Here is a 24,601-nt window from a genome sequence, read left to right on the forward strand (position 1 = left end):
CCTCACTGGTGCGGCGCGCTGGCAGCGGTCAACGCCGCCTGCACGGTTTCCACGTCTTTGTCGCCGCGGCCGGACAAACACACGACGATGGCGGCCTCCTGCTCGAGGCGGCCGCGCAGGTGGGGCAGATAAGCCAGCGCATGCGCGCTTTCCAGCGCCGGCACAATGCCCTCGAGTTGCGCGAGATTGGTGAAGGCGGCCAGCGCTTCGGCATCGGTGGCGGCAACATATTCAACGCGGCCGATCTCCTGCAGAAACGCGTGCTCCGGACCCACGCCGGGATAATCCAGGCCCGCGGAAATGGAGTGCGCCTCCTGCACCTGGCCGTCGTCATCTTGCAGCAGATAACTCATCGCGCCGTGCAACACGCCCACGCTGCCGCGGCCCAGCGTGGCCGCGTGCCGCGCCGAATCAATTCCTTCGCCCGCGGCCTCGACGCCGATCAAGCGCACGGCCGCCTCTTCCAAAAACGGGTGAAACATGCCGATGGCGTTGCTGCCGCCGCCGACACAGGCGATGATCACCTCCGGCAAACGGCCCAGGCGTGCGCGCATCTGGCTGCGCGTTTCCCGTCCGATGAGGCACTGAAAATCGCGCACCATCATGGGATAAGGATGCGGCCCGACCACCGAGCCGATCAAATAGAACGTGTCGGCGACGTTGGTGACCCAATCGCGTATGGTTTCATTGATGGCATCTTTGAGCGTGCGGCTGCCGCTCGTCACCGGCACCACTTCGGCGCCCAGCAGCCGCATGCGGAACACGTTCAGCCGCTGGCGCTGCATGTCGGTTTCGCCCATGTAGATGCGGCAAGCGAGGCCATAGCGGGCGCAGACCGTGGCGGTGGCCACGCCGTGCTGGCCGGCGCCGGTCTCCGCGATGATTCGGCGTTTGCCCATGCGCCGCGCCAGCAAAATCTGGCCGAGGGCGTTGTTGATCTTGTGCGCGCCGGTGTGCGTCAAATCCTCGCGCTTGAGATAGACTTGCGCGCCGGTTTGCGCAGAAAGCCGTGGCGCCAGAGTCAAGGGCGTGGGCCGGCCCGCGTATTCCTGCAGGGTGGCGGCCAGCTCGCGTTCGAATTCCACATCTGCTTTCGCCTGCTCATAAGCCTGCTGCAATTCGGCGAGCGCCGGCATCAGGATTTCGGGCACAAAGCGGCCGCCATAACTGCGTGCCGTGTTGGGCACGGTGAATTTGCCCTGCGCGTCAGGGTAGGCTGCAAAATTCATTGCGATGGATCAATCCTCCCGGGAAAAGACATTGCACAACGGCTGGTGCGCAGCAGAGAGCTGCTGCACTGCCGCAAAAAACGCGCGCAGCTTGTGATGATCTTTACAGCCGGGACTGCTCTCCACTGAGCTGGAAAGATCGATGGCGTCCGGCCGCGCTGCCGCCAGCGCCGCGGCGAGGTTGGCCGCGGAAATTCCGCCCGCCAGAATCACCGGCGCGTGTGCGCGCGCCTCGTCGCAGAGACTCCAGTCCGCGCGCCGGCCAGTGCCGCCGTGCTGCGTTGCGGTTTGGCTGTCGATCAAAAAACCCGCTGGCCGCAAGCCGGCGCAGGCTTCCAACTCGCTGCGATTGCGAATGGCTTTAATCACGGGCAGCGGCACTTGCCGGCAAAAGTCCACGCTCTCCCGGCCGTGAAGCTGCACGTGGGTCAAGCCCGCGGCCGCGGCGCACGCCTTCACCGTTTGCAGATCAGGATCGACGAACACACCGACGCGCGCCACCGCCGCCGGCAGCAATCGGCAGATTTCCGCAACGGTGTCGCGCGCTACGAAGCGTGGGCTGTGCGGGTGAAAAATGAAGCCCAGCGCGGCAGCGCCCAATTCCGCGGCCAGCAAAGCATCTTCCGGCCGCGTGAGGCCACAGAGCTTGACCGGAATCATCGCCGCGGCACTCCGGTGAAGGCGGTGAGGCCGCGGCCGGGATCAGCCTGGCGCATGAGATGGCTGCCGATCAATATCGCGTCGAAGCCGGCCGCTGCCAAACGCTCGACCTCGTGGCGCGAGGAGATGCCGGACTCTGCCACGCGTACGCATGCGGCCGGCACGTCTGCCACGAGCCGCTCGGCAGTCGCAAGGTTCACGGCAAACGTGTGCAAATCGCGATTGTTGATGCCAATGATCTTGGCCCCGGCCGCGAGCGCGGATTCGATTTCGCATTCTTCATGCACCTCGACCAGCGCCGCCAGGCCCCATTGTTCCGCGGCAGCCAGCAGCTCATGCAGCCGTTCGGCGGAGAGAAGGGCGGCAATGAGCAGTACCGCGTCCGCACCAAAGGCGCGCGCTTCCACGATCTGATAAGAATCGATGAGGAAATCTTTTCGCAAAATGGGCAGGCCGGTTGCCGCGGCCGCTTGTTCCAAATAGGCAAGGTGGCCTTGAAAATAGGTTGCGTCGGTCAACACCGACAGCGCGGCAGCGCCATGCGCGGCATAACTGCGTGCCAGTTGCGTCACGTCGAAATCGGCGCGCAGCACGCCGGCGGAGGGCGAAGCTTTCTTGAGCTCAGCGATGAGCGCGAGGTTGGGACCGGTGGTCAAGGCGCGCATGAAATCCCGCGGCGCGGCTTGCGCCTGTGCCGCCGCCGCCAACGCGGCAAGCGGGGTGCGCTGTTGCGCCGCACGGACTTCGGCCTGCTTGTGCGCCGCGATGCGGCTGAGGAAAGATTGCTCCGGCATGATTTGAGGCGATTGGGTCACTTGGTCAGGAATTGCAGCGGTTGTTTCTGGTGAAAGCAGCGGCGAGCCGCCGCCATCTCTTCCATCAAATCGCAGCACGGCAGTTGTACCGCAACCAAATTGTTCAACGCGAAAATGCAAAGCATGCAAAGCTCAATATTGGTTCTGTCTTTATCTTTGCGCTCTTGGCGAATAAGAGAGAATGAAATGCACTTTTAAAATACGAGATGCGAAGTACGCAAAGCTCAACATGGGCGCGCTTTTCAAATGCGTGCGGAGGAATCGCAGTCTTGTCCATTGCGGGCATCGGTGTCAAGCTCAGAATCGTGAAATGGTCCCGCAGGGACATCCGAAAGTAGCCCAGGTTGGAGGGGCTCTTCCAAGTTTTGGTCCCACTAGGGACGATTGAACCAGAGATGGAGTCCCATTTTTCATTCGTCCCTGCGGGACTTTCAAAGAAATCGAGGCCCACTTTCCCACCAATAGCTTGGTGGGCTACCCTCGAGCGTCCCTGCGGGACTCCGCCCGGCGCGCTCTGCAACAGCCAAAGCTACTTACATTTCTTGGCTTGACACATATGCCCCCTCGTGGGGCATTGTGGCAACCGCGAATCTATTGGCTTTGACAGCCGCCCACAAGGGGCGGGGAATACGAACCTGCTCACCCAATTGAAAGCCGCTGTAGTTGCGTCTTTCTATCTTTGCGCGCTTGGCGTCTTCGCGGTTCAGAAAAACCTTCGCGGTCGTGATCGTTTATCCGGAGTAATGCCATATTGGCCCAAATGATTTTGCCCGTCGCAGCGCCGTGCTTCCGCTTCACGCGAGCGCTATCGTCAGTGCCGGGAGCAATTCCTGCAAGAATGACACGGCAACCAGGCGATTCAGGCAATCGCAAATTACATCAATCCTGTAATTCCTGATAATCCTGTCGAGATGCGACCGCGCTAGCTTCCTCCCCCGAGCTGCCGGCTCAATTCGCGCAAGGCTTGGAGTTTCGCCAGTGCCGCGCCGGAGTCGAGGCTGCGGCGCGCAAGCGCCACGCCGGCGCGGAGATCCTCCGCCGCGCCCGCCACCCAGAAACCGCAAGCGGCATTGGCCAGCACCACGTCGCGCGCTGCGCCGGGTTCGCCTTGCAGCACACGCATGGCGATCGCGGCATTCTCCGCGGCATTGCCGCCCTGCAGACTCTCGAAATACAACTGGGTGAAGCCGAAGTCCGCCGGCGTCAACGTTTGCGGGGTGAGCTGTCCCGCTTCGACTTTGATCGCGGCGGTGGGGCCGTGAATCGAAACCTCATCGAGGCCGTCTTCACTATGCACCACCAGCGCATGCTCGGCCGCGAGCTGCGCCAGCACTTCGGCCATCAAGCGCAGCAAGCGCCGGTCGAACACACCCAGCACCTGCCGCCGCACGCCGGCGGGATTGGTCAACGGCCCGAGCAGGTTGAACACCGTGCGCGCGGCCACTTCCCGCCGCGGCCCGAGCGCGTGCTTGGTGGCTTGATGCAGAGCCGGCGCGAACAAAAACGCAATGCCGATTTCATCCAAACACCGGCTCATGTGCGCTGCCGTCAGATTGACATTGATGCCCAAAGCTTCCAGCACGTCGGCGCTGCCGGTTTTGCTGGACACCGACCGGTTGCCGTGTTTGGCCACGGTGATGCCGCCGCCCGCCACCACGAAGGAGGCCACCGTCGAAATATTGAATGTGCCTTTGCCGTCGCCGCCGGTGCCGCACATGTCGATGGGATTGGGCCGCGTCGTACGCACCGGCGCCGCCTTGTCGCGCATCGCTTGGGCAAAGCCGGCGACTTCCTGCGGCCGCTCGCCTTTCATGCGCATCGCCACCAGCAGCGCCGCAATCTGCGCGGGCGTGGCCGCGCCGCTCATGATCTCACTCATCACACCATAGGCTTGATTGCGGTCGAGATCCACTTGATCGATCACCTGCGCGATGGCGTGCTGAATGGCGGAAGCACCAGCCGTTGCCGCCGGGGCAGCGCCGGCCGGCGCCGCCGCGCGCAGATTCGCCGGTTGTTGTTCGGCGCCCGCGCTGCGGTCCGGCTGCGGCGGGCTGCTTGCCGGCGCGGGGAGGAATGAAGCCCCGGGCGCGCGTTGGGCTGTGCCCTGGGCGCACATTTGCAGAAAATTCGCGAGAATGGCTTTGCCGGCGGGTGTCATGATCGATTCCGGATGAAACTGCACGCCCTCCACGATGAACTCGCGGTGGCGCACGCCCATGATCAAGCCGCGCTCGCTGCGCGCCGTGATTTCCAGACAGGCCGGCAGCGATTCTTCGGCAATCAAAAGCGAATGGTAGCGCGTGGCGTTGAAGGGGTTTTCCACACCGGCAAACAAACCATTGCCGTCGTGATGAATCCGGGAAACCTTGCCGTGCATCAGCTCGGGCGCGCGCACCACTGCGCCGCCCAACGCTGCCGCGATGGCCTGATGCCCCAGGCAGACGCCGAGCAGGGGAATCTTGCCGGCAAATTGCGCGATCACGGCCAGCGTGACGCCGGCCTCTTCCGGCCGGCCGGGCCCGGGCGAAATCACGATGCCCGCCGGCCGCAGCGCCGCGATTTGCGCCGGCGTGATGGCATCGTTGCGAAACACGCGCAGCGCCGCGCCCAGTTCGCCGAGATATTGCACGAGATTATAGGTGAAAGAATCGAAATTGTCGATCATCACGATCATGCTGAGCGCCTCCATGCCGCGCCAGGGAAAGGCCTGGCTGCAAATTCCGCCGCGCTTGCGCCGGCCGTCATGCCGCGCCTCATAAGCCCCGTTCCGCCAGATCAATGGCATTCCACACGGCGCGGGACTTTTCGATGGTCTCTTGATACTCGCGGCCGGGATCGGAATCAGCCACGATGCCGGCGCCCGCCTGAAAGAAAGCCTGCCGGCCCTGCGTCCAAATCGTGCGAATGGTGATGCACGTATCCAGGTTGCCGTGGAAATCGAGATAGCCCACCGCGCCAGCATAAGGCCCGCGGCTTTCCGGCTCCAGCGTCGCGATGATTTCCATGGCGCGAATCTTGGGCGCGCCGCTCACCGTGCCTGCGGGAAAGCAGGCGCGCAGCGCGGCGATCGCCTCCAACCCCGGCTGTAACCGGCCGCGCACGCCGGAGACGAGATGCATGACGTGCGAGTAGCGTTCCACCGCCATCAGCTCGTGCACTTGCACGCTGGCATATTCGCACACGCGGCCGAGATCATTGCGGCTCAAATCGACCAGCATGAGATGCTCGGCGCATTCCTTGGCGTCTGCCCGCAGTTCCTCTTCCAAACGCTGATCTTCCTCGGCGTCGAGGCCGCGGCGCCGCGTGCCGGCAATCGGCCGCATCTCAGCCATGCCGGCTTCCACCCGCAACAACGCCTCCGGTGAGGAGCCGATCAGAGTGTTTTCATCATGCTGCAGAAAAAAAAGATAGGGCGAGGGATTGCTCTGCCGCAAAGCGCGATAGAGCTGAAACGGCGGCACCGTGAGGCGGCAGGAAAAACGCTGGGACAACACCACTTGAAAGATGTCGCCCGCCGCGATGTGCTCTTGGGCACGCGTTACGGCGGCACAGAAATCGGCGGCGGTGAAATTGGCCTGCGGCTCCGGCCGGTGCTGCGGCGCTGCCACCGAGGCCGGTGCCGGCAGGGGCGTGTTGAGCTGCTGGCGCAGATGCTCAAGCCGTTCAACCGCCTCCTCGTAGCGGCGCCGCAAATTCAACTCGCCCTCGGCAAGCAGGACGTGCGTGATCAGCAGGATTTCCTGGCGCACGTGATCGAAGGCGAGCACCGTGTCGTAGAAACCGAACTCGGCGTCGGGAAAGGCCGGCGTTGCTGGTGTCGCCGGCTTGCTGCTGGCGGGCAGATGCTCCAAATCATGCACGGTAGCATAGCCAAAGAAGCCCACGAAACCGCCGGTGAAACGGGGCAAGCCCTGCACCACCACCGGCCGCAAGCGCTGCATGGCGGACTGCAGAAATGTAAAGATATCGAGCGCGGCATTTGCCGGCGCGAATCCGGCGTAGCGTTCGGTCAATTGCTCGAGATGGAGGCTGCGCTGGGACGGCTCGCCGGCCGGGCGATGGTAACGCACGATGAAAGCAGGCGCAACCCCGAGGAAGGAATAGCGCGCCATCTTTTCGCCGCCGGAGATGCTTTCCAGCAAAAAGCCGTAGCGCTGCTGCGGGTTGAGCCGCAGGAAGGCGGAAACCGGCGTGAACGTATCTGCCAGCATGGCGAGGCTGACCGGCACGAGATTGCCGTGACGGGCGTGGCGGGCGAAGTCATCGAAAGTCGAAGGATAGTTTGGCATCATGCAAAGATCATCCGGCAGCAACCAAGCGGCGGGAATGCAAACCGCCGCGCCGGCGTTGCGCCGCAGCCGCGGTTTGACTGGGAGAATGGCAAGGGTGCATCAGTCGCGGCCATACAGTGCGGCGCTGGCATAGCTCACCACGGATTGGCGATCGTCAACGGTGCCCTGCTCATACTTCAAAACCTTGCCGTATTGCGCCACGCCGCTGGCCAGCAGGGTATGCAGCGGCGCGAAGCCGCACACGCGATAGCGATCCTGAATGCGCTCGTTGGCTTCCACTAATTTGCCGGCATCACCGGCCTCGATGGCCTGCAGCAACTGGCGATCGGCCGTCTCGACGCTCTGCAGAAAATCGCGGTCCGGCGTGCTGCGGTCGCCGTAACGCGGCCCGACGTGGGAGAAATCGACGCTGGCAAGGCAGCACACCCGGCGGCCGCGCCGGGATTCCAGCTCGCAGGTTTGGCGCAGTGCTTTGACGAAGGCATGCACGATCTCGCGTTCGTGGCTGAAGCGGTCATCGGTCAACATCGGGTAGGCATAAGAGCACAGGATGGGCACGATGGTAAACGGCCGGCGGCCGCCAAACAAGTGCTGCAGAAAAACGGCTTGAAATTCGATGGTATGCTCGCTGCGATGCGGCAGCGGCTCGCTGAACAAATCAAAGGGATGGCGGCGCGCCAACTCGGCGATGAAGCGATCATCATGCCGCACCAGGCCGAGCGGCGTCTCGAAATCCTTCGGCAGGCAGGAGAAACAATGGAGCAGGCCGCTGTGGCCGGTGCCGAGGATGACGTAGACCTCGGCCGGCGCGCTTTCCGCCAGCGCGCGATAGGCATAGGTGTAACACGCGCCGCCGACGCGCAGATCAATGTGGGGCGCAATCGCGCCGGTGACGAACGGCCCGCCGTTACTGCCGTTGCTCGCCGGCAGACCCGCGCCGTTCGCATAGAAGCCGTCGAGCTGGCGCCGCAGCTCGCCGGCTTCGGCGGGATAGCTGGCGCCGGCATGCGCCGCCGGCCGCGCGGGCAGCGCCAGCATCTGTTGCTCGAGCTTGCTTTTGTAGGCGCGAAAAGTGTCACTCTCCAGAAAATAGCTGCGATCCAACTGCGCCACCAACGTTTCCAATTGCTGCTCCGGCAGAAACGTGCCGGATTGGCGATAGAATTCCGCGCGAATGTCGAGCAGGGAATGCTGGCCGTCAAAAAACTGCAGCAGGAAGAGTGTTTCCCGCGAAACCACGATCATCTGCTCGGCCAGGCCGGAGGGGTCGCGCAGCGCGAAGCGCTGGCCGTTTTCCGCTTCCAGCGGCAGCGCTTCGACAAAGCGAAGTTTGGGTTTGGCGCTCATCGCGTCCTTGCGAGTTGAAGTCTGCGGATCGGGCATCGGCTCATCTTCGGTTAGTCAGAATCAGGAGCAAAGGGGAGTTCCCGCAAAACTGCGGGCACGGCGCCTTGCGGCCCGGCCACCTCGACGCGGCTGCCGGGTTGCGCGTAGGCTTTGCGAATGACGGCCAGCGCCAGCGCGAACGGACCGGTTATCGCCGGCGCCACGCTGGTCACGGTGCCGATTTCCTGCGCCGCCGCCAGCACGGCGGCGCCGGCTGCCGGCTCGGGTCCGGACGCCAACTGCAAGCCCATGAGTTGGCGCTGCACTTTTTGATAGGAATCCAGCCGCGCGATCACTTCCTGGCCGATATAGCAGCCTTTTTCGAAGTTGATGAACGGCAGCAGGCCGATTTCATGGGGATTGTAGCTCTCGACGATCTCATGATCCGCGGCAGGAATGCCGCGCCGGAGGCGCAAGCTCTCATGCACCTGAAACCCAACCGGCACGAAATCGCGCAGCAATTCCTGCCAGAGCGCGGGGGCGGCGGCGGCGACGACGATCAAATTGTAACGCGCGAGGGTGGCGGCGTGCGGATGATGCAACAACAACTCGTGATCGCGCCATTGCACTTTCACGAAGCGGCCGGCCGGCAGAGCAGCATGGTCGCCGAAGATTTCCTCGAGTTGCATGACGGCCCGCGCGCCGAGCAGCGAAATCACCGCCCAATCCTTGCTCACCTCGGCGGCTTGCACGTCTTCACGAAAAGTGTATTTGTCGATCCACTTGCTCATGACCGCGCCGCGGCCGGGACTGGTCAGGAGCAGATAGCCGTCTTCCTGCGCCAGCATTTCGACCAGGTCCACCACGCGGCCCTTGGCATTGGTAAAGAGATTCACCCGGCTCTCGCCGGGTTGCAGGCCGCGCATCTCGTTGGTGGAGAGCCGGTGCAGCAACACCTCACGATCGCGGCCGCGCACCAGCACCTTTCCCAGAAAGCTGCGGTCGATCAGCGCGGCGGTTTGTGCGGCGGCATATTCTTCCACCAGCGGGCGATAGCGTCCCGGCAGGCGATAACCTGCCAGCTCGACGAAATCGCAGCCGTACTCGCTATGATAGGCAGTCAAAGTGGACATGGCTCATGCAAGTGCAAATGGCGCGTTCGTGTTTTTGAAATGGCGCAATATAGAAACCCGGCTCGCCTCAGGCAAGCGATTTGTTCGCCAGGAACCGGCACTGGCAAATGATCGCGATCTTTTTATCTTGATCGGCAGGCCGGCACGCGCGGCCGGCGGTGGATTGCCGTTCGGCCACAACGAGGCTCAACAGCCGGCTCTTGACCTGCGGAGGAAACACCATGAACGCCGAACTCGCCAACTTGCTGCTCGAGACCAAAGCCCTGGAAATCGCCGCGCCGGAGCAACCCTTTTGGTACACTTCCGGCACCATCGGACCGTTCTATCTCAATACGCATTACTTGTACGGCAGCCGCGCCAAAGCCGAGGCGCTGCTGGCATTCATCGATCAACAGCACGCCAACCGGCAGGCGCTGGCCGCGGGATTGCTGGCCGCGGTCGAAGAAAACTACGCCACGGACGCCGGCTACCGCATGGTGATCGACAGTCTCGTGCGGTTGGCGGAACGTGAGATTGGCGCCGCGCGGATCGCTGCGGTCTCGGGTGGAGAGCGGCGGGATTGGTTTTTCTCCGTGATGGCGGCGCGGCAACTGGGCAAACCGATTCTGCTCATCGGCAAAGACAAGAGCGTCTTGCGGCTGGACGTGAAGGTGGAAGAGGTGAGCGAACTGCAGGGTGCTGCCGTGCTGCACGTTGCCGATCTCGTCACCGAAGCGTCGAGTTACGTGCGCACCTGGCTGCCGGCGCTGCAGCAACGGCACGGCAAATTGGCGTGGGCGCTCAACTTGGTGGATCGCGGCCAGGGCGGCGCGGACGTCCTGCGCGCGCACGGCATTCAACCGTTTCACCTCATTGAAATCGGCCCGGCGTTTTTCGAGAGCCTGCAGCACAGCGGCTATCTCACCGCCGCCACCGCCGCGATGCTGCAAGCCTATCATCGCGGCCCGCGTGAAAGCATGAAGCGGCTGCTGCAGGACAATCCGGAAATTCTGCAGCGTGCGCTGGCCTCACCGGATGCCAAAATCCGCGGCCGGGCTGAGCTTCTGGTCGAGCAGAATGTGTATGATCTGCCGCCTGCATTTCTCGCCGCCTGCCGTGCGGCAGCCGGAACGCCCGCACACCAGCAGCCGGCTGAGACGTAGCCCGTTCCCGCGCCGCGGCATTGCCGTTCTGCCTGGCCCGCGGCTGAATGCCTCACGGCAGAGTGATGCGCGGCTTTTCCAGATGCCGGCGATACAACAGGATCGTCTTGCCCAAAACTTGCACCAATTGCGCGGAAACGGATTTGGCCAATTCCTGCGCCACTTCGAAGCGGTCGCCGAGGAAGCCCTCCTGCAACCTCACTTTCACCAATTCAGCTTGATGAAAGGCTTCGGCCAGCGCCCGCAACACCGGTTCCGCCAAGCCATTGTGACCCACCATCACCACGGGCTTCAATTCATTCCCCAAGGCACGCAGGTAGCGGCGCTGCTTGCCGGTCAGCTCAGGCATGATGCCTCCTCTCGATTGTCCTTGCTGCGTTGACAGCCGCCTCGACTTCTTCTCACACGGAATGACAAAGGAGCGCCCGCCCAAGCAACCAGGAGGGCAAGACCATCCAACGATTGAGCCTGATTATGCCGGTTGCGGCGGCGAAATGCAAGGGGAAAATAGCCCTTGCTTTTTGACAGGCGCTTGGTTATGATTTCCGTGCTTCCTCCGCAACAATTTGCCGTCCAAAATCGCAGGCTTCAAACCAGAATGTTCCTGCGACGGCTTAGCCGTTGCATTGAAAAACTCAGAGTTCCCACCGTGCAGGCTTCCAACAAGAATGTTCCGGCAGCGGCTTGCCCGTTGCACTGAAAATCTCGGAGTTCCCACGGTGCAGGCTTCTAACCAGAATGTTCCGGCGACGGCTTGGCCGTTGCATTGAAAACCTCGGAGCTCCCACCGTGCACGACGTTTTGGAAACCTCGGCTCAGCCGAGGGTGGAACATTTTCGGATGGATACTGGCTATTAAGCCACCACGGGAGGCAAAGCCGAGCGCACCCGGTTGCGATCCCGCGGAAAGGAATTCCCACCCGACTCTTCACTCCTGTCTTTGCAGTTCCGTTGCCGGCAACCAGGACCGACCCGCAGCGCTCACAACAAGTACACACACCCTCAGCCCGACATCTCGCGCTTCCGTGTTCACGCTTTCCATCACTCAGTGAGATTGCGCTCCATGATCCAGCGATCCCGCCCGCCCGCCGCCCGACTGCGCGCGCCCTTGTGGACCTTCATCCTGCTGCTCGCCGGCCTGGGTCCCGGCGCCGTGTTCAGCCAGTCGGGCAACACTGTCGTCTCGATCAACAACATCTCGATTGCCGGCGAAGTTTCGCTGCGCGGCAAAACCGGCGCGTTTCCCGCCCCGGTGCTCTCCACGATTTCGGTGACCGACCGCGACGGCAATCTGATCAAGGGCCTGGCTGACACGCTGCGCTGGCTCAAGCCGCCCGATCTGGCCGAAATCGGCCGGCCCATCAGCCAAATCTGGCAGCCGCTGTTGGAGTATCATCGCGACAATCCCGCGTTTCCGGCGCAGCCGAATCTCTACAGCCAAACGCCGGCGCCGGAATTCACCGAAGTGCGGCGCACCGAATACTTTCCCACCAGCTCGCTGCTGGTGATGGACATCAGCGGCAGCATGAAGCTGCAACTCGATGATGCCAAAGCGGGCAATCTCGCCTACCTCGAACAACTGCGGCCGTACGACCGCGCCGGTTTGATTCAATTCTGCGGAACGGTGGTGACGTCGTTGCCGATCACCTCCGCAAAAACGCCGTTGCGGCAAAGCATTGTTGCCGCCGACACCTGTTTCGGGACCGCGATCTACGATGCCCTGCTCGCCGCCATAGAGATCACCAAATTCGAGCCCAGCCGGCGCGGCATCATTCTCTACACCGACGGCGTCGACACGCGCTCGACCACCTCGCCCGCCGCCGTGATCGCGCGCGCGCAGACATTCAACATCCCCATCTTCACCATCGCGCTCGGCAATGAACCGCAAGTGGAAATTCTGATGGAGATTGCCGATCAAACCGGCGGCTTGTTCTTCTACACCGAAACCGCGGCCGGCATGATCGAAATCTACAAGAAGATTGCCGCGATCATGCAGAATTTCTATGTGATGGCGCATGCCTCGACCGATGCCAATCGCAACGACACCTGGCGCGTGGTCGATGTCACCGCCAACCCGCCCGGCCGCCGCGCCAACGGCAAGGGCCGCTACTTCGTGCCCGGCGTGACGCCGCCTCGCCTCACCGATCTGGCGCTGGCGCTGAACGCCAACCCTGCGACGGTCCAACCGGACGACAATTTTGAATATCTCCTGCGTGTCAATAACCTGGGGCCGGCGGCCGGCGGCAACCTCGACATTTGGCAGCACTTGCCGGATTCGGTGAGTTTGGTAGAGGCCATACCGGCGCCGGGCTATGTTGACGGCGATTCATTGCTCTGGCAAGTCCCGACCCTCGCCAGCGGCAATGCCTTTGAAATTCGCGTCAAAGTCAAGCTCTCGCCGGCAACGCCGGTCACACTCGAAAAGCTGATCAGCCGGGCAGAATTGACGGCAGCGAATGATCTCTCACCGGGCAACAACTTTGCGATAGATACGGTGACCGTGTTTTTCCCCTCGCCGAAGAACACGGATCTGGCTCTCGCATTTTCTGCACAAACACAGACCCTGGGCAGCGTCAAGCCCGGAGAGAATTACTCCTATCGCCTGCGCGTTGCCAATCTCGGTCCGAATCCGAGCGCCAGCATTCGCCTGAGCCAAATCCTGCCGGATTCCGTGAGACTACTTTCAACCGTGCCCGCAGCTTCGCTCAGCGGCGATTCGTTGATCTGGCAGATTGCTCAGCTCAATGCCGGTCAAGCGGATTCATTTGCCGTCAATGTGCAACTCGCGGCGCAAGTGCCGGTTTCCCTGACTCAGATCACCAGCATTGCGACTGTTACCGCGGCGAATGATACTTCGGCCGCGAACAATTCCGCGACCAACACGCTGAACGTCATCTTCCCGCCGCCACCGCCGAAGAACACGGATCTGGCTCTCGCATTTTCTGCACAAACACAGACCCTGGGCAGCGTCAAGCCCGGAGAGAATTGCTCCTATCGCCTGCGCGTTGCCAATCTCGGTCCGAATCCAGCCGCGAGTATTCGCCTGAGCCAAGTCCTGCCGGATTCAGTAAGATTGATCTCAACCGTGCCCGCCGCTTCACTCAGCGGCGATTCGTTGATCTGGCAGATTGCTCAGCTCAATGCCGGTCAGGTGGATTCGTTTGCTGTCAATGTTCAGCTCGCGGCGCAAGTGCCAATTTCACTCACTCAGATTACCAGCACTGCGACGGTTGCCGCGGCGAATGATACTTCGGCCGCGAACAATTCAGTGACCAACACGCTGACTGTCATTTCTACTCCTCCGCCACCGCCGAAGAACACGGATCTGGCTCTCGCATTTTCTGCACGAACACAGACCCCGGGCAGCGTCAAGCCCGGAGAGAATTATTCCTATCGCCTGCGCGTTGCCAATCTCGGCCCGAATCCGAGCGCCAGCATTCGCTTGGGCCAAGTACTGCCGGATTCAGTGAAATTACTTTCAACCGTGCCCGCCGCTTCACTCAGCGGCGATTCGTTGATTTGGCAAATCTCCCAATTGAATGCCGGTCAGGTCGATTCGTTTGCTGTCAATGTTCAACTCGCGGCGCAAGTGCCAATTTCACTCACTCAGATTACCAGCACTGCGACTCTTGCCGCGGCGAATGATACTTCGGCCGCGAACAATTCCGCGACCAACACGCTGAACGTCATCTTCCCGCCGCCACCGCCGAAGAACACGGATCTGGCTCTCGCATTTTCTGCACAAACACAGACCCTGGGCAGTGTCAAGCCCGGAGAGAATTACTCCTATCGCCTGCGCGTTGCCAATCTCGGTCCGCATCCAGCCGCGGGTACTCGCTTGAGCCAAGTCCTGCCGGATTCAGTAAGATTGATCTCAACCGTGCCCGCCGCTTCGCTCAGCGGCGATTCGTTGATCTGGCAAATCACTCAGCTCAATGCCGGTCAGGTGGATTCGTTTGCTGTCAATGTTCAGCTCGCGGCGCAAGTGCCAATTTCACTCACTCAGATTACCAGCGTCGCGACTCTTGCCGCGGCGAATGATACTTCGGCCGCGAACAACACAGTGACCAACACGCTGAATGTCGTTTCTACTCCTCCGCCACCGCCGCTCGCTCCCAAAATTACTGCCACGCCGGAAGTGGTGCAGGTCACTGACAGCGTTTTCATTCGCGTACAGGTGGAACAGCCGGTGCGGCAATGGGATTTGTGGGTGTATTTCGTGACCGGCCGCATCGATTCCAGCTTTGCCGACGGCTTCATCGCGGCCACGCCGCTGGCGCCGCAAACGTGGTACGACGTCCGGCCGGCATTTGGAGAAACGCGGCTGCTGACCCAGGCGCGCCAGGAAAAAATCAAGTTCGAACTGCGCACGATCGACGCTTTCGGCCGCTTCGTCAGCAGCCGCGCCGGCGTGACCGTGCGCAGCGGCAATGATCTGGTGTTGGATCGCAACGTGTACGAGCCGGAGCGCCAGGGCCCGCTCGCCATCAACTTCCGGCTCAGCTCCAACCGCAGCGCGCGCCTGGACCTGCTCGACCTCAACGGCCAAAAGGTGACGGAGTTGATCACCGCGCCCTTCCGCGCGGGCTGGAATACCCATTTCTGGAACGGCTTGACGCAGGACGGCCGCCGCGTGGGCAGCGGCGTCTATCTCATCACGCTGCATTCCGAAGAATTCAACGACTGGAAAAAGGTGATCGTCGTCCGATGAAGATCCTTCATGCGATTTTGCGTTCAAGCCGCCGGCCGGCGCTGTGGGCCGCGGTGGCGGTGCTGCTGGCGCCGGTTGGGGCTGCCGGCCAGACGCTGGCAGGCGCCAACATTCTCAAACTGGTGCCGGGCGCGCGGCCGCAAGGCCTGGCGGGCATCGGCGCCGGCGTGATCGATGAGCTGCAGGCGCTCTACGCCAATCCCGCGGCCGCGGGATTCACCCGCGAGTGGCAGTGGGCCGCAACGTATTCCAAAACCATCGCGGAGGCATATCACGCCGCGCTGCTGTACGGCACGCAAGCGCCCACGCCCTGGCGCCGGCGTTTGCATGTCAATCTCGGCCTGCTCCATCAAGGCATGCCGGAGTTCGACAGTTCGGACGGCGCCGTGCCGCCAGTCGCGGCAGGCGACTGGCTGGCAACCGCCGGGTTGGCGCAGCCATTCACGCTTGCCGGAGAAAATTTCGCGCTGGGCGCGAATGCCAAATACCTGCGCAGCAAACTCGCGCAATTCGAGGCGGCATCCTGGATGGCGGACATGGGGCTGCTCTACCGTTCCCGCCGCTTCGGTTTGTTGAAATCGTCAAACCGGCTGCTGAAGTACGGCGTGATTTCCGCGGGCCTGGGCGTGGCCAATGTCGGCCACGCTTTGACCTTTCAGACCATCGGCACGCCGCTGCCGCGCACCTGGCGCGCGGGAGTGGCCTTCAATGCCGGCCATCATGAAGGATTGCAACTGCAGCTTGCCGCGGACTACCGGCGCGTGCACACCGAACGCGCGGGCGCTTTCACCTTCGGCACCGAAATCTCCTGGGGCCAGCTTGTCTCACTGCGCGGCGGCTATGATTTTCACGATGATTTGCTCAGCCATTTTGCCATGGGCCTGAGCCTGCGGCTGGCGGACACGCGCTCGCCGGTCAGCGGCGTGCTGCCCGGCCGCAACAACACCCTGCGGCTGGATCTCGCCGCGCTGGAACAAACCGACTTGTTCTCACGGCCGTATCGCGGCAGCGTGACCCACTATCCGGTCGGACCGGAACGCTTCGCGCTGCGCACGCCGGCGCCCGGCACGCTGGTTGAAACCGACAGCGTGCGGTTGCGCTGGGACGCCACCGCCGATCCGGATCTCTATGATGACGTGCAGTACTTGCTGCTAGTCGAGCGTGACAGCCTGAAACTGGCCGAGGCGCTCACCCTGGCCGCGAGCAATCGCGAGGCGTTTCTCACCGGAACCGCAGGGCCGGGGCTGTTGATCAAAGCGAATCCCGCTGCCGCCTCTTATCAACTGAAGGATTTGGAAGGGGGAAGATATTTCTGGACGGTGCTGGCGTATGACAGCGACAGCCATGTGCGCCTTGCGGAGGCGGCCGGCCGGCCGTTCTGGAATTTTCACATCGCCGTGCCGATGCTGGAGATCGAAGCCATCACGTTCGATTACAGTCCGTGGATCACGACCGACGCAACGCAAGGCACGTTGCAGCTCACGCTCAGCAACAAGGGCGGCGGCGCGGGCCGGGCAGTACGGCTGGTGGTGGCGGATTCGCTGCTGGCGCACGGCGGAGTCGCCGCGCCAACCACGGTTTTGCTCGATACCACGATCGCGCTGATCGCGGCGGGCAGCCGTGACACGCTGGCCCTGGCCTGGCACACGCCGTATGCCGGCTGGCATCGCCTGAGCGCGCGCTTCCCACACCTGCACGCAGCAGTCGCAGGCGGTGGCGCGGCGGACTTTCCCACGATACCCAAAGGCACGCTGACGGCGGCCGACACGCTGGTGATCGCGGCGCCTTCGCACATCTTGTATGAAGTGCCTTTCATCCCCGAGATCTGCTTCGATCCCAACCGCGCCGAGGTCAAACCGGAATACTTACGCAAGACGCTGCTGGATCCGCCGCTGTTCACACTGGCGCAGCGCATCAAAGACCATCGCCATCTCAAGATCTATTTGCAGGGTTTTGCGGATCCCAGCAGCGGCGAGACCACGGTGGCACTGGCCGAGGCGCGCGCAGCCGCAGTGCGGGATTCGCTGCTCGCGCTCGGCGTCAATGGCGAGCAAGTCATTTTGCAGCCGGGTGAAGTTTTGCCGCCGCGGCGCATGCCGGCACAGGCCGATGACGCGCGCTGGGTGCAGGAGGAGCGGCGTTACGTCAAGATTTCCGCGGACAGCACCAGCGAGCCGATCGTATTCCAGCTAATTTCTTATGATGACGTGGAGGAAGAAAGCCGGCCGGTGATCTTCCACAGCGCGATTGCCACTGCCGTACCGGCGAACGCGGCCTTGTTGCAGACCGCGGCCGCCGGGCTGCATGAACAACTCGAAGTCTTGCCGGCCTCGCCGGGCGGGCTGCGGCAGGAGATCGTCTGGCAGCCGCGCGCGACCGGCAGCGGGAACCTCGGCGCGCTCGCCGGCCATCAGCTCACGCACACGCTGATGCTGGTGGACACGCTCGGCCGCACATTTTACACGCCGCCGCGCCAGTCACAGCTCGCGCTGCGCTCGCAGGTGCGCGAGCAGCGCGTGGCCTGGCCGATTCGCTTCAACGGCACCGCGCCGTTGTATGATTTCTATTGGGCGAAATTGCAGCCGCACATCGAGCAATTGCTCACCCACGAGCACATGCGCATGCGTTTTTCGGGACATGCCTGCGCCATCGGGCCGGAGGCGGTGAACCTGCGGCTGTCGCAGCAGCGCGCCGAGGCGTTTCATCAGACTTTCTTGCGCATCATCCGCCAGCGTTATCCGCAGGACTATGAGAAGATCGCGGCCCGCCTCGACCGCGCCGTGGGCCGCGGCGAAACCCGGCCGATGGGGGTCGAACACTTGAGCGGTAAAACCATCATCATCGGCAACAACGAGTCACCGCTGGGCCGCAAGCTGAACCGCCGTTTGGAAATGGAGTTTTACTACAAGCAACTGCCGGGGGAGGGATTGAGTGAGAAGAAGTGAATCGAATCAGTGGGCGGATGCTGGATGCTGGATGCTGGATGCTGGATGCTGGATGCTGGATACTGGATACTGGATGCTGGATACTTGATGCTGGATACTTGATGCTGGATACTTGATGCTGGATGCTGGATACTTGATGCTTGAGGCCGGGTGTAGGATGCAAACGGGTGACCACTGAAGGCTGCTTCCTTCTTTGCCCCTTTTCCCTTTTCCCTTTTCCCTTTTCCCTTTTCCCTTTTCCCTTTTCCCTTTTCCCTTTTCCCTTTTCCCTTTCCCCTTTTCCCTTTCCCCTTTTCCCTTTCCCCTTTCCCCTTTCCCCTTTTCCTTTTCCCTTTCCCTTTCCCCTTTCCCCTTTCCCCTTTCCCCTTTCCCCTTTCCCCTTTTCCCTTTTCCCTTTTCCCTTTTCCCTTTTCCCTTTCCCCTTTCCCCTTTTCCCTTTTCCCTTTTCCCTTCCCCCTTCCCCCTTCCCCGGGTCATTGCGGCCGATTGCGGCCTTCGCTTGCCTTCTTCCAATGCAGCAGGCCTTCCAGCCGCTGGTATTCTCGCCGGAAGGTTTCGGCGCCGAGTTGCGGTGCGAGAATCGCCTCCTGCTGGCGATAGAATTTCGCGGCTTGCTCGATTTGGCGTGGGCTGCTCGCGCTGTCCACCGTGCCGGCCAGGCTGCGCGCCAGCATGGCCGCCGCGAGGTTGTAGTAAGCCGTGTCCGGCCCGGTCTGCAAATATCGCCACCAAATCTCCTGCCGCGTGGCTTCATCGCGTGCATCCTGGGCTTGCCGCAATGCCTGCGCGAACAGCGAACGCGCGTCGGCCGGCGCTCCCGACGCTGCCATTTTCGCGACGCCCAGACCTTCGAACTGTGCGGAACGCGCCGCCGGCGTTTCCTGCAACAGCCGGGCACCCGCGGCTTGTTCGCGACTCTCCGATTCCAACAAATCTCTCTTCTCTGCCGGCCGGTAGGACTCAGCACTCTCACCAAGCAAAGCGAGGCGGGATGATTCCGGTGCGGCTGCGGCAATTGCCGCGTCCGAGGCAAGATCAGCATGCGCCGGCTCTGCCAGCGGCGCGGTTGCCGTTGGCTGCCCGCCCTGCTGCCATTCGCCGGCGGCCGGGACGACGACGCGACGGCCGGCGGGAGCGGCCGCGGTTTTCGCTGCTTCCTTCTTGGGCTGCGCAACACCAGCCGGCGGCGTCACCTCCTGCTCTTCCAGAGGCACCTGGCGAAACGGCTCAGCCGCGGCAAAAGCCAGCGAGTCACGCAAGACATTTTGCAGAGGGGCGGTGGTGGTCACCGGCGCATCGCTTCTGCCGCGCACCAAGAAAAATATCGCGGCGCCGGCCGCGGCCAGCGCTACGGCGTAGCGCGCCTTACCGCCGGCCAATTTCTGCAGCCAAAGCACACGCGCTTTGCGGGCAGGCAGCTCGAGGATGGCGGGCGCGGCCATTTTCTCGGATTCCAGGCGCGCCATGATGCGCTCGGGCAAGCGAGCGAAATAATCCGCCGGCGGCTTCAACAAACGGCTGTCGAGGCGGGCGTGGCTGCGCTCCAGGATTTTGAGCTCATGCCAGGCCGCGGCGCAGCTCGGGCAGCTCTCCAAATGAGCGAGCAAGAGCCGGCGTTCGGCTTCCGGCAGTTCTTCATCCAACATGGAATGCAGCCATTCGGAGGCCGTGGCGCAGTCGATGCTGTTGGGGTTTTTGTTGATCATGATCGATGCAAAACTGGCCGCGCGATGGCGATCTCGCGGCGATCGCGGTGCGGCGACCAACCACCGTGAGCGGGTGTTTTCTTCTATCGGCGCCCGGTAAGTGCAGGTCCTGGTGTTCGCCTCTTTTGTTTGAGTGAAGCCTTGGAGTTTCCGGCCACGCCTTTAGTCCGGCGCGGCGCGGGTTCTGAGTTTGCGGCTGCGGGCATCCAGAAACGGTCGCAGCGCGGAACGCAGCTTTTCACGGGCGCGTGCCAGGCGGGACATCACCGTGCCGATCTCGATGCCGAGCACTTTGCTCATTGCGCGGTAGCTCATGTCTTCGCGCGTGCGCAGCAGCAGCACGGTGCGCTGCTCCACCGGCAGCCGGCGAATCGCCTGCTCCAGCGCCAGGAAAAATTCCGATGATTCCACGGCCTGATTCGGCTCCTCCTCCGCGGAGGGGAAAATGTCAAGCTCGCTGGTGGGCCGCTGCCAGGCTTGGCGCCGCAGAAAAGTGATCGCCAGGTTCACCGCAATCCGGTGCAGCCAGGGATAGAACGGCCGGGTGAGATCGAAATCGCCCAGATGCCGGTAGGCGCGCACGAAGCATTCCTGCAGCAGGTCGTCGGCGTCTTCGTGCTGGCGCACGAGGCGGCGCAGCACGGCATACAGCGGGCGTTGGTATTTGACCACCAGCTTTTCGAACGCGCGCCGGTCGCCGGCCAGGGTGGCCTCGATCGCGGCACAATCTTCCGGCGAAGGCGCGAGGTAGCTCAGGCGCCCGTTGTCTGCAGAAGACGGCATGTCAGGCGGTTCAACCGTTATCGTAACTACGCGGAGGAAGATGATTTATTCCCGCCGCCGAAGACGGAGTTCCGGGGCTTACGGAAATCCCTCCGGCAGCCTCAGTTCGCCTCGGGGCAATTGCCCAGCTCGGCGATTTTGGTATTGGCAAAGCGGCCGAATTCGCTGGCCGCGCCCTGCTCGCGCACGATGCGTTGAAAGAGCTGGCGGGCGCGTGTGCAGTTGCCCAAACGGGTGTAGCAAATCGCGGCGTCGTAAAGCGCGATCACGTCCCACGGCAGCTTGGTCGGTTTGGAAAAAAACTTTACCCGCAGCAGCTCGGCAATCGCGGACTCGAAACGGCCGGCATTCATGTGCGATTTGCCGATGTAATATTGCACCTCCGGCTCGGTGGTGGCGTCGGCGGCGGGTTTGAGGCGGCGCAGCAGCGCGATGGCGTCATCGTATTGCTGCAGATCATTGAGCAGCAGCGCGATTTTCATGCGCAGGTCAAAGACTTTGGAATCTTCGGGAAAGCGGTTGACATAATGCCGTGCCAGCGCCAGCGCGCGGTCTTTCAAGCCGATGCGATCATACACGTCGATGAGCGAGCGCACGCCGACTTTGTAGTTGTTGTCGAAAGTGGAATCCTCGACCACTTGATTGAATGCCTCGATGGCATTGTCCCACTGCTGGTTGGCGAGATAGAAGTCGCCCAGTCCCAAATACACGGTCGGCAGGAAGGGATGCTTGGGATAGCGGCCGGGGATGGCGGTGAGGGTTTCGAGCGCCTCTTTGGTTTTGTTTTGAATCAACAGCGCCTTGCCCAGGCCATAGTCGCCGAGAATGCCGGCATCGCTGCCGCGATAATCCCGCCCCAGCTTTTTGAAAATTTCCTCGGCCTGCAGAAAGTTCTTTTCCTGAAGGGCCAGCTCGCCGGCGGCGTATTGAAAGTCCGCCAGGCTCTCACGATCGTCTCTAAAGCGCTCGCGGAAGGCCTTGGCCTCGGCCTCGGCGCGCGTCACGTTTTTGGTTTTGTACAAACACAGAATGGACTTTTTCATGGCCTCGCGAAACAGCGGCGAATCCGGCCGTTCCTGCATGAAGGCCACGGCGAGGCCGAGCGCTTCGCTGAACTCGCCCTGGTCATAGCGCAGTGCCGCCAACTGCAACTGCGCTTGTTCGCTTTCGGGTGATTGTGGAAAGCGGCGCCGGCATTCTTCGAAGTAAGCCGCCGCCAGACCCTCGGCGCCCACCTGGCGGGTGAGCTTGGCGGCTGCCAGCAGCGCGGCCGGCGCTTCCGGCGCGTGCGGATGTTGTTCGAGAAAACGCAAATAAGCATGAATTGCCGGGCCGTAATCCCCGCTGGCCTCCTGCAACTTGCCGCGCTGCAAATCCAGGCCGTCGCTCCCGGCATAGTCGTCCGCCGCCTCGCGGGTTTCCTCCATGGCGCGCAAGGCTTCCTGCCAGCGTCCGGCGGCAATCAAGACATTCAACCGTTCCTGCCGGGCGGAATCGGCATACGCGCAGTAGAAAAATCTCTCCTGCAGCGCGGCAAGCTCGGCGAGGGCCGCGTCGTACTCGGCCTGGCGGCGCAGCGAACGCGCCAGCAGCAACTGGCCGCGGGCTTGCGCCACATCATGCCGCGGCGATTGGCGCAAGAGCTCGAGGGTCTTGCGTGCCGCATCCCAATTCTTCTGTTTGGCCTGCCAATCCGCCAGTTCCCACAGCGCCTGGTTGCGATAGTCCGGATTTTCCGCGGCCGCAACGCGCTGCAAGGCGAGCACGATCTGCCGGGCAGCCACGGAATCCGCCGGAGCCGCGAGCTGTTTACGCGCGACCGCGGCCCACAGCCGCAAATCATCCAGGCCGGCCGCCTCGGCGGCGTTGCTCAACAGCAGATCCACCCGCTCCAACAGCGCCGGCGCGGCCGCCGCTTCGTCTGGCAGCGCCAGCCGGATGAGCAACTCGTTGGCATGCGCGGCAAAACGATCGGCAGTGCCCTCGCTGAGCAGAGATTGCAGCGCCGCATCCGCGCTGTCACGCCAGGCCGGCGCTTGCCGGCCGGCGAGACGCTCACGCTCAGCGAGTTGATAGCAACTCACGCCGAGCAAATAAGTTGCCTCGCGTTGCGCGCCGGCCGCCAGCCCCGCAGCCAACGCCGCGCGGCTGGAGCGCATTGCAGCTTCAAAATCCCGGCGCTGAAAATGCAGGCGTGCCAGGGCCAGCGCCGCCGGCTCCGCGCCGGGATTGCTGCTCAGTTGCAACACCGTCTCGGTGAGCTGGCGCATGGTTTCCGGCGCGGTGCTGGGCTCGAACTCCGTCAGCAAGCGCAGTTGCCGGCCGGCCGCGGGCGCGAGCTCGCTGGCGGCATAGAGCTGCAGAAAGCGCTGCCATTGCAACCGTGCCATTTGCCGTTCGCCGGCCGCGGCAAAACTTTCGGCCAGCCCAAATTGCGCTTCGTCAACCTGGGCGCTCGCCGGATAATCTTCGAGCAGATCGAAATACAGCTTTTGCGCGTGCGCGGGATTGTGCAAGCCTTGCCGCTGAATATCGGCTTCGAGCAGCAGCAGCGCCGCGCGAAACTCGCCGTTGGGGTATTCGCGGCGATATTGCCGGCAAACCTGCTGGGCCGCGGTGTAATCCTGCGCCGCGTAAGCAAGCTGGGCGTTGCGCCAAAAGCTGCGCTGCCGCAAAAAAGCCGGCGCTGCCACGGCGGCGGTTTGCGGTTCAAATGAAGCGGGGAGCGCGCACGCCTGCTGATAGGCTGCGCGCGCCGCGGCAGCATTGCCGGCCTGCTCGGCCAAACTGCCCTGCATGTAGAAGTAGGTCAACCGGCTGGTGCTGTCCGCCAGGCTGGACTCGAATTTCTTCAGGGCTTCCGCCGCCGCCGGCGTTCTGCCGATTGTCAGATTCATGGCGGCGGCGCGCAGGGCGACTACGTTCAACTCCGCGGCCGCGGGCGCATCCGCTTCAATGGCGGCCAGCTCGGTCAGAGCGCCATTGACCTCGCCGCGGGCAAAAACGATTTCACTGAGCTGCAGCCGGGCGCGGCGTGACCACTCGCCTTTGGGATAGCGCTGCAGCAACGTGCGGTAGCCTTCCTCCGCTAACTGAAACTGGCCGAGCGCCTCCTGCAAACGGGCGCGCACGAAATACGCTTGCACACTCAGCTCGCTGGCGGGAAAGATGCGAAACAGCCGCTCGGCCTCCTGCAAGCCGCGCTGGTAGTCATTGCTTTGCATGAAACTCTGCACCAGCAGCAAATGCGCCTGCAGCCGCAGCGGGCTGGCGGCATACTTGTCCATCATCTCATAGAGGCTGGTGCGGCCGGCTTCCATCTCGCCGGCCTGCAAGAACAGCTCGCCGGCTTGATATGCGGCCAGGGGCGCTTGTTCGCTGCGCGGATGGAAATAGACCAGCCGCTGGCAGGTGAGTGCCGCTTCCTGAAATTTGCGCTGCAACTTCTGGCTTTCGGCCAGCAGCAGCAGAGCCTCCGCATGGCCGGGATGCAGCGGATAGCGCATATCGAATTGGCGCAGCGCCTGCTCCGCTGCCGCATAACGCCGCAACGCCAGGCTGGCCTGCCCGAGCAACCGCCAGCCGTCGGCAAGCTCCGCCGCGTCAGGATAGCGCTGCAAGAAGGCCTCGAGCTGGGACACGCACAATTCGTGATAGCCTTCTTGATAGAGTTTTTGCGCGTAGAGATAATCATCGACCGCAGCGGGGTTGGGCGCGGTCGTTTGCGCGCGGACGTGCAAGGCAGCGGTAAGAATGATTATGCCCGCCAGACGCATTGCCAGGGGCAGACGCCGGGCGGGAGTTTTGCGGTTGTCATTCATCATGAAATGATCCCTCTCACAACGGCTTACCACAGTCAG

Annotated in this window: 16 protein-coding genes; 4 read left to right on the top strand and 12 right to left on the bottom strand. The window is 62.7% G+C overall.

The genetic code is table 11. From position 1 onward, the window contains the following. Window positions 1–2: 2 nt before the first annotated feature. Genes trpB through trpC form a run of 3 tightly spaced genes read right to left on the bottom strand, consistent with a single transcriptional unit; the run spans window position 3 to window position 2,683 of the window. A complete protein-coding gene (gene trpB / locus L6R21_04800; protein ID MCK6558495.1) occupies window positions 3–1,229 on the bottom strand; it encodes a tryptophan synthase subunit beta in 1,227 nt (408 codons plus the stop codon). A gap of 9 nt (window positions 1,230–1,238) precedes the next feature. After that, window positions 1,239–1,889, bottom strand: coding sequence for a phosphoribosylanthranilate isomerase (locus L6R21_04805; protein ID MCK6558496.1), 651 nt, complete (start codon window positions 1,887–1,889; stop codon window positions 1,239–1,241). Further along, entirely contained in the window at window positions 1,886–2,683 is a 798-nt protein-coding gene (trpC, locus tag L6R21_04810; protein ID MCK6558497.1) for an indole-3-glycerol phosphate synthase TrpC, read from the bottom strand. The genes L6R21_04805 and trpC overlap by 4 nt, the downstream gene beginning before the upstream one ends. Before the next feature lie 41 nt (window positions 2,684–2,724). On the opposite strand from trpC, the gene L6R21_04815 reads away from it, so the two are divergent. Further along, window positions 2,725–2,889 (top strand): hypothetical protein, encoded by a 165-nt coding sequence (locus tag L6R21_04815; protein ID MCK6558498.1) that lies wholly within the window; start codon window positions 2,725–2,727, stop codon window positions 2,887–2,889. 737 nt (window positions 2,890–3,626) lie between these two features. Here L6R21_04815 and L6R21_04820 read toward each other — a convergent pair. From L6R21_04820 to L6R21_04835, 4 genes are all read right to left on the bottom strand, one after another. Further along, complete coding sequence (locus tag L6R21_04820) at window positions 3,627–5,483, bottom strand: bifunctional anthranilate synthase component II/anthranilate phosphoribosyltransferase (protein MCK6558499.1); 1,857 nt, start codon at window positions 5,481–5,483, stop codon at window positions 3,627–3,629. Further along, on the bottom strand, window positions 5,458–6,996 hold the full coding sequence (trpE, locus tag L6R21_04825; GenBank protein ID MCK6558500.1) for an anthranilate synthase component I: 1,539 nt from the start codon (window positions 6,994–6,996) through the stop codon (window positions 5,458–5,460). Before trpE ends, L6R21_04820 begins: the two co-directional genes overlap by 26 nt. A gap of 99 nt (window positions 6,997–7,095) precedes the next feature. Then, window positions 7,096–8,343 carry an AmmeMemoRadiSam system protein B gene (gene amrB / locus L6R21_04830; GenBank protein MCK6558501.1) on the bottom strand — a complete coding sequence of 416 codons (1,248 nt, stop codon included), beginning with the start codon at window positions 8,341–8,343 and terminating at the stop codon, window positions 7,096–7,098. A 50-nt stretch (window positions 8,344–8,393) separates the two neighbouring features. Further along, window positions 8,394–9,455, bottom strand: coding sequence for a hypothetical protein (locus tag L6R21_04835; GenBank protein ID MCK6558502.1), 1,062 nt, complete (start codon window positions 9,453–9,455; stop codon window positions 8,394–8,396). 221 nt (window positions 9,456–9,676) lie between these two features. Between L6R21_04835 and L6R21_04840 the strand changes: the two genes are divergently transcribed. Further along, a complete protein-coding gene (locus L6R21_04840; GenBank protein ID MCK6558503.1) occupies window positions 9,677–10,597 on the top strand; it encodes an orotate phosphoribosyltransferase in 921 nt (306 codons plus the stop codon). A 52-nt stretch (window positions 10,598–10,649) separates the two neighbouring features. Here the strand turns inward: L6R21_04840 and yhbY are convergent, their stop codons facing one another. Further along, on the bottom strand, window positions 10,650–10,946 hold the full coding sequence (yhbY, locus tag L6R21_04845; protein ID MCK6558504.1) for a ribosome assembly RNA-binding protein YhbY: 297 nt from the start codon (window positions 10,944–10,946) through the stop codon (window positions 10,650–10,652). Window positions 10,947–11,659: 713 nt separating this feature from the next. On the opposite strand from yhbY, the gene L6R21_04850 reads away from it, so the two are divergent. Beyond that, window positions 11,660–15,307 (top strand): VWA domain-containing protein, encoded by a 3,648-nt coding sequence (locus tag L6R21_04850; protein ID MCK6558505.1) that lies wholly within the window; start codon window positions 11,660–11,662, stop codon window positions 15,305–15,307. Next, the gene (locus tag L6R21_04855) at window positions 15,304–18,252 is read left to right on the top strand and encodes a PorV/PorQ family protein (GenBank protein MCK6558506.1); all 2,949 of its coding nucleotides are present in this window, start codon (window positions 15,304–15,306) and stop codon (window positions 18,250–18,252) included. The genes L6R21_04850 and L6R21_04855 overlap by 4 nt, the downstream gene beginning before the upstream one ends. A gap of 6 nt (window positions 18,253–18,258) precedes the next feature. Here L6R21_04855 and L6R21_04860 read toward each other — a convergent pair whose 3' ends face one another. The 4 genes from L6R21_04860 to bamD all read right to left on the bottom strand — a co-directional run bounded on the left by L6R21_04860 (window position 18,259) and on the right by bamD (window position 24,565). Then, entirely contained in the window at window positions 18,259–18,729 is a 471-nt protein-coding gene (locus L6R21_04860; protein ID MCK6558507.1) for a hypothetical protein, read from the bottom strand. Then, window positions 18,726–19,958 (bottom strand): zf-HC2 domain-containing protein, encoded by a 1,233-nt coding sequence (locus L6R21_04865; GenBank protein MCK6558508.1) that lies wholly within the window; start codon window positions 19,956–19,958, stop codon window positions 18,726–18,728. The genes L6R21_04860 and L6R21_04865 overlap by 4 nt, the downstream gene beginning before the upstream one ends. Before the next feature lie 162 nt (window positions 19,959–20,120). After that, complete coding sequence (locus tag L6R21_04870) at window positions 20,121–20,741, bottom strand: sigma-70 family RNA polymerase sigma factor (GenBank protein ID MCK6558509.1); 621 nt, start codon at window positions 20,739–20,741, stop codon at window positions 20,121–20,123. 101 nt (window positions 20,742–20,842) lie between these two features. Continuing rightward, the gene (bamD, locus tag L6R21_04875; GenBank protein ID MCK6558510.1) at window positions 20,843–24,565 is read right to left on the bottom strand and encodes an outer membrane protein assembly factor BamD; all 3,723 of its coding nucleotides are present in this window, start codon (window positions 24,563–24,565) and stop codon (window positions 20,843–20,845) included. Window positions 24,566–24,601 lie beyond the last annotated feature (36 nt).

Source organism: bacterium (assembly GCA_023150945.1).
Taxonomy (GTDB): Bacteria; Zhuqueibacterota; Zhuqueibacteria; order Zhuqueibacterales; family Zhuqueibacteraceae; genus Coneutiohabitans.

Excerpts from the sequence above, each read along its gene's own strand:
- trpB (MCK6558495.1), bottom strand. The coding sequence starts at position 1,229 with ATGAATTTTGCAGCCTACCCTGACGCGCAGGGCAAATTCACCGTGCCC.
- L6R21_04805 (MCK6558496.1), bottom strand. The coding sequence starts at position 1,889 with ATGATTCCGGTCAAGCTCTGTGGCCTCACGCGGCCGGAAGATGCTTTG.
- trpC (MCK6558497.1), bottom strand. The coding sequence starts at position 2,683 with ATGCCGGAGCAATCTTTCCTCAGCCGCATCGCGGCGCACAAGCAGGCC.
- trpE (MCK6558500.1), bottom strand. The coding sequence starts at position 6,996 with ATGATGCCAAACTATCCTTCGACTTTCGATGACTTCGCCCGCCACGCC.
- amrB (MCK6558501.1), bottom strand. The coding sequence starts at position 8,343 with ATGAGCGCCAAACCCAAACTTCGCTTTGTCGAAGCGCTGCCGCTGGAA.
- L6R21_04835 (MCK6558502.1), bottom strand. The coding sequence starts at position 9,455 with ATGTCCACTTTGACTGCCTATCATAGCGAGTACGGCTGCGATTTCGTC.
- L6R21_04840 (MCK6558503.1), top strand. The coding sequence starts at position 9,677 with ATGAACGCCGAACTCGCCAACTTGCTGCTCGAGACCAAAGCCCTGGAA.
- yhbY (MCK6558504.1), bottom strand. The coding sequence starts at position 10,946 with ATGCCTGAGCTGACCGGCAAGCAGCGCCGCTACCTGCGTGCCTTGGGG.
- L6R21_04850 (MCK6558505.1), top strand. The coding sequence starts at position 11,660 with ATGATCCAGCGATCCCGCCCGCCCGCCGCCCGACTGCGCGCGCCCTTG.
- L6R21_04855 (MCK6558506.1), top strand. The coding sequence starts at position 15,304 with ATGAAGATCCTTCATGCGATTTTGCGTTCAAGCCGCCGGCCGGCGCTG.
- L6R21_04860 (MCK6558507.1), bottom strand. The coding sequence starts at position 18,729 with ATGACCCGGGGAAGGGGGAAGGGGGAAGGGAAAAGGGAAAAGGGAAAA.
- L6R21_04865 (MCK6558508.1), bottom strand. The coding sequence starts at position 19,958 with ATGATCAACAAAAACCCCAACAGCATCGACTGCGCCACGGCCTCCGAA.
- L6R21_04870 (MCK6558509.1), bottom strand. The coding sequence starts at position 20,741 with ATGCCGTCTTCTGCAGACAACGGGCGCCTGAGCTACCTCGCGCCTTCG.
- bamD (MCK6558510.1), bottom strand. The coding sequence starts at position 24,565 with ATGATGAATGACAACCGCAAAACTCCCGCCCGGCGTCTGCCCCTGGCA.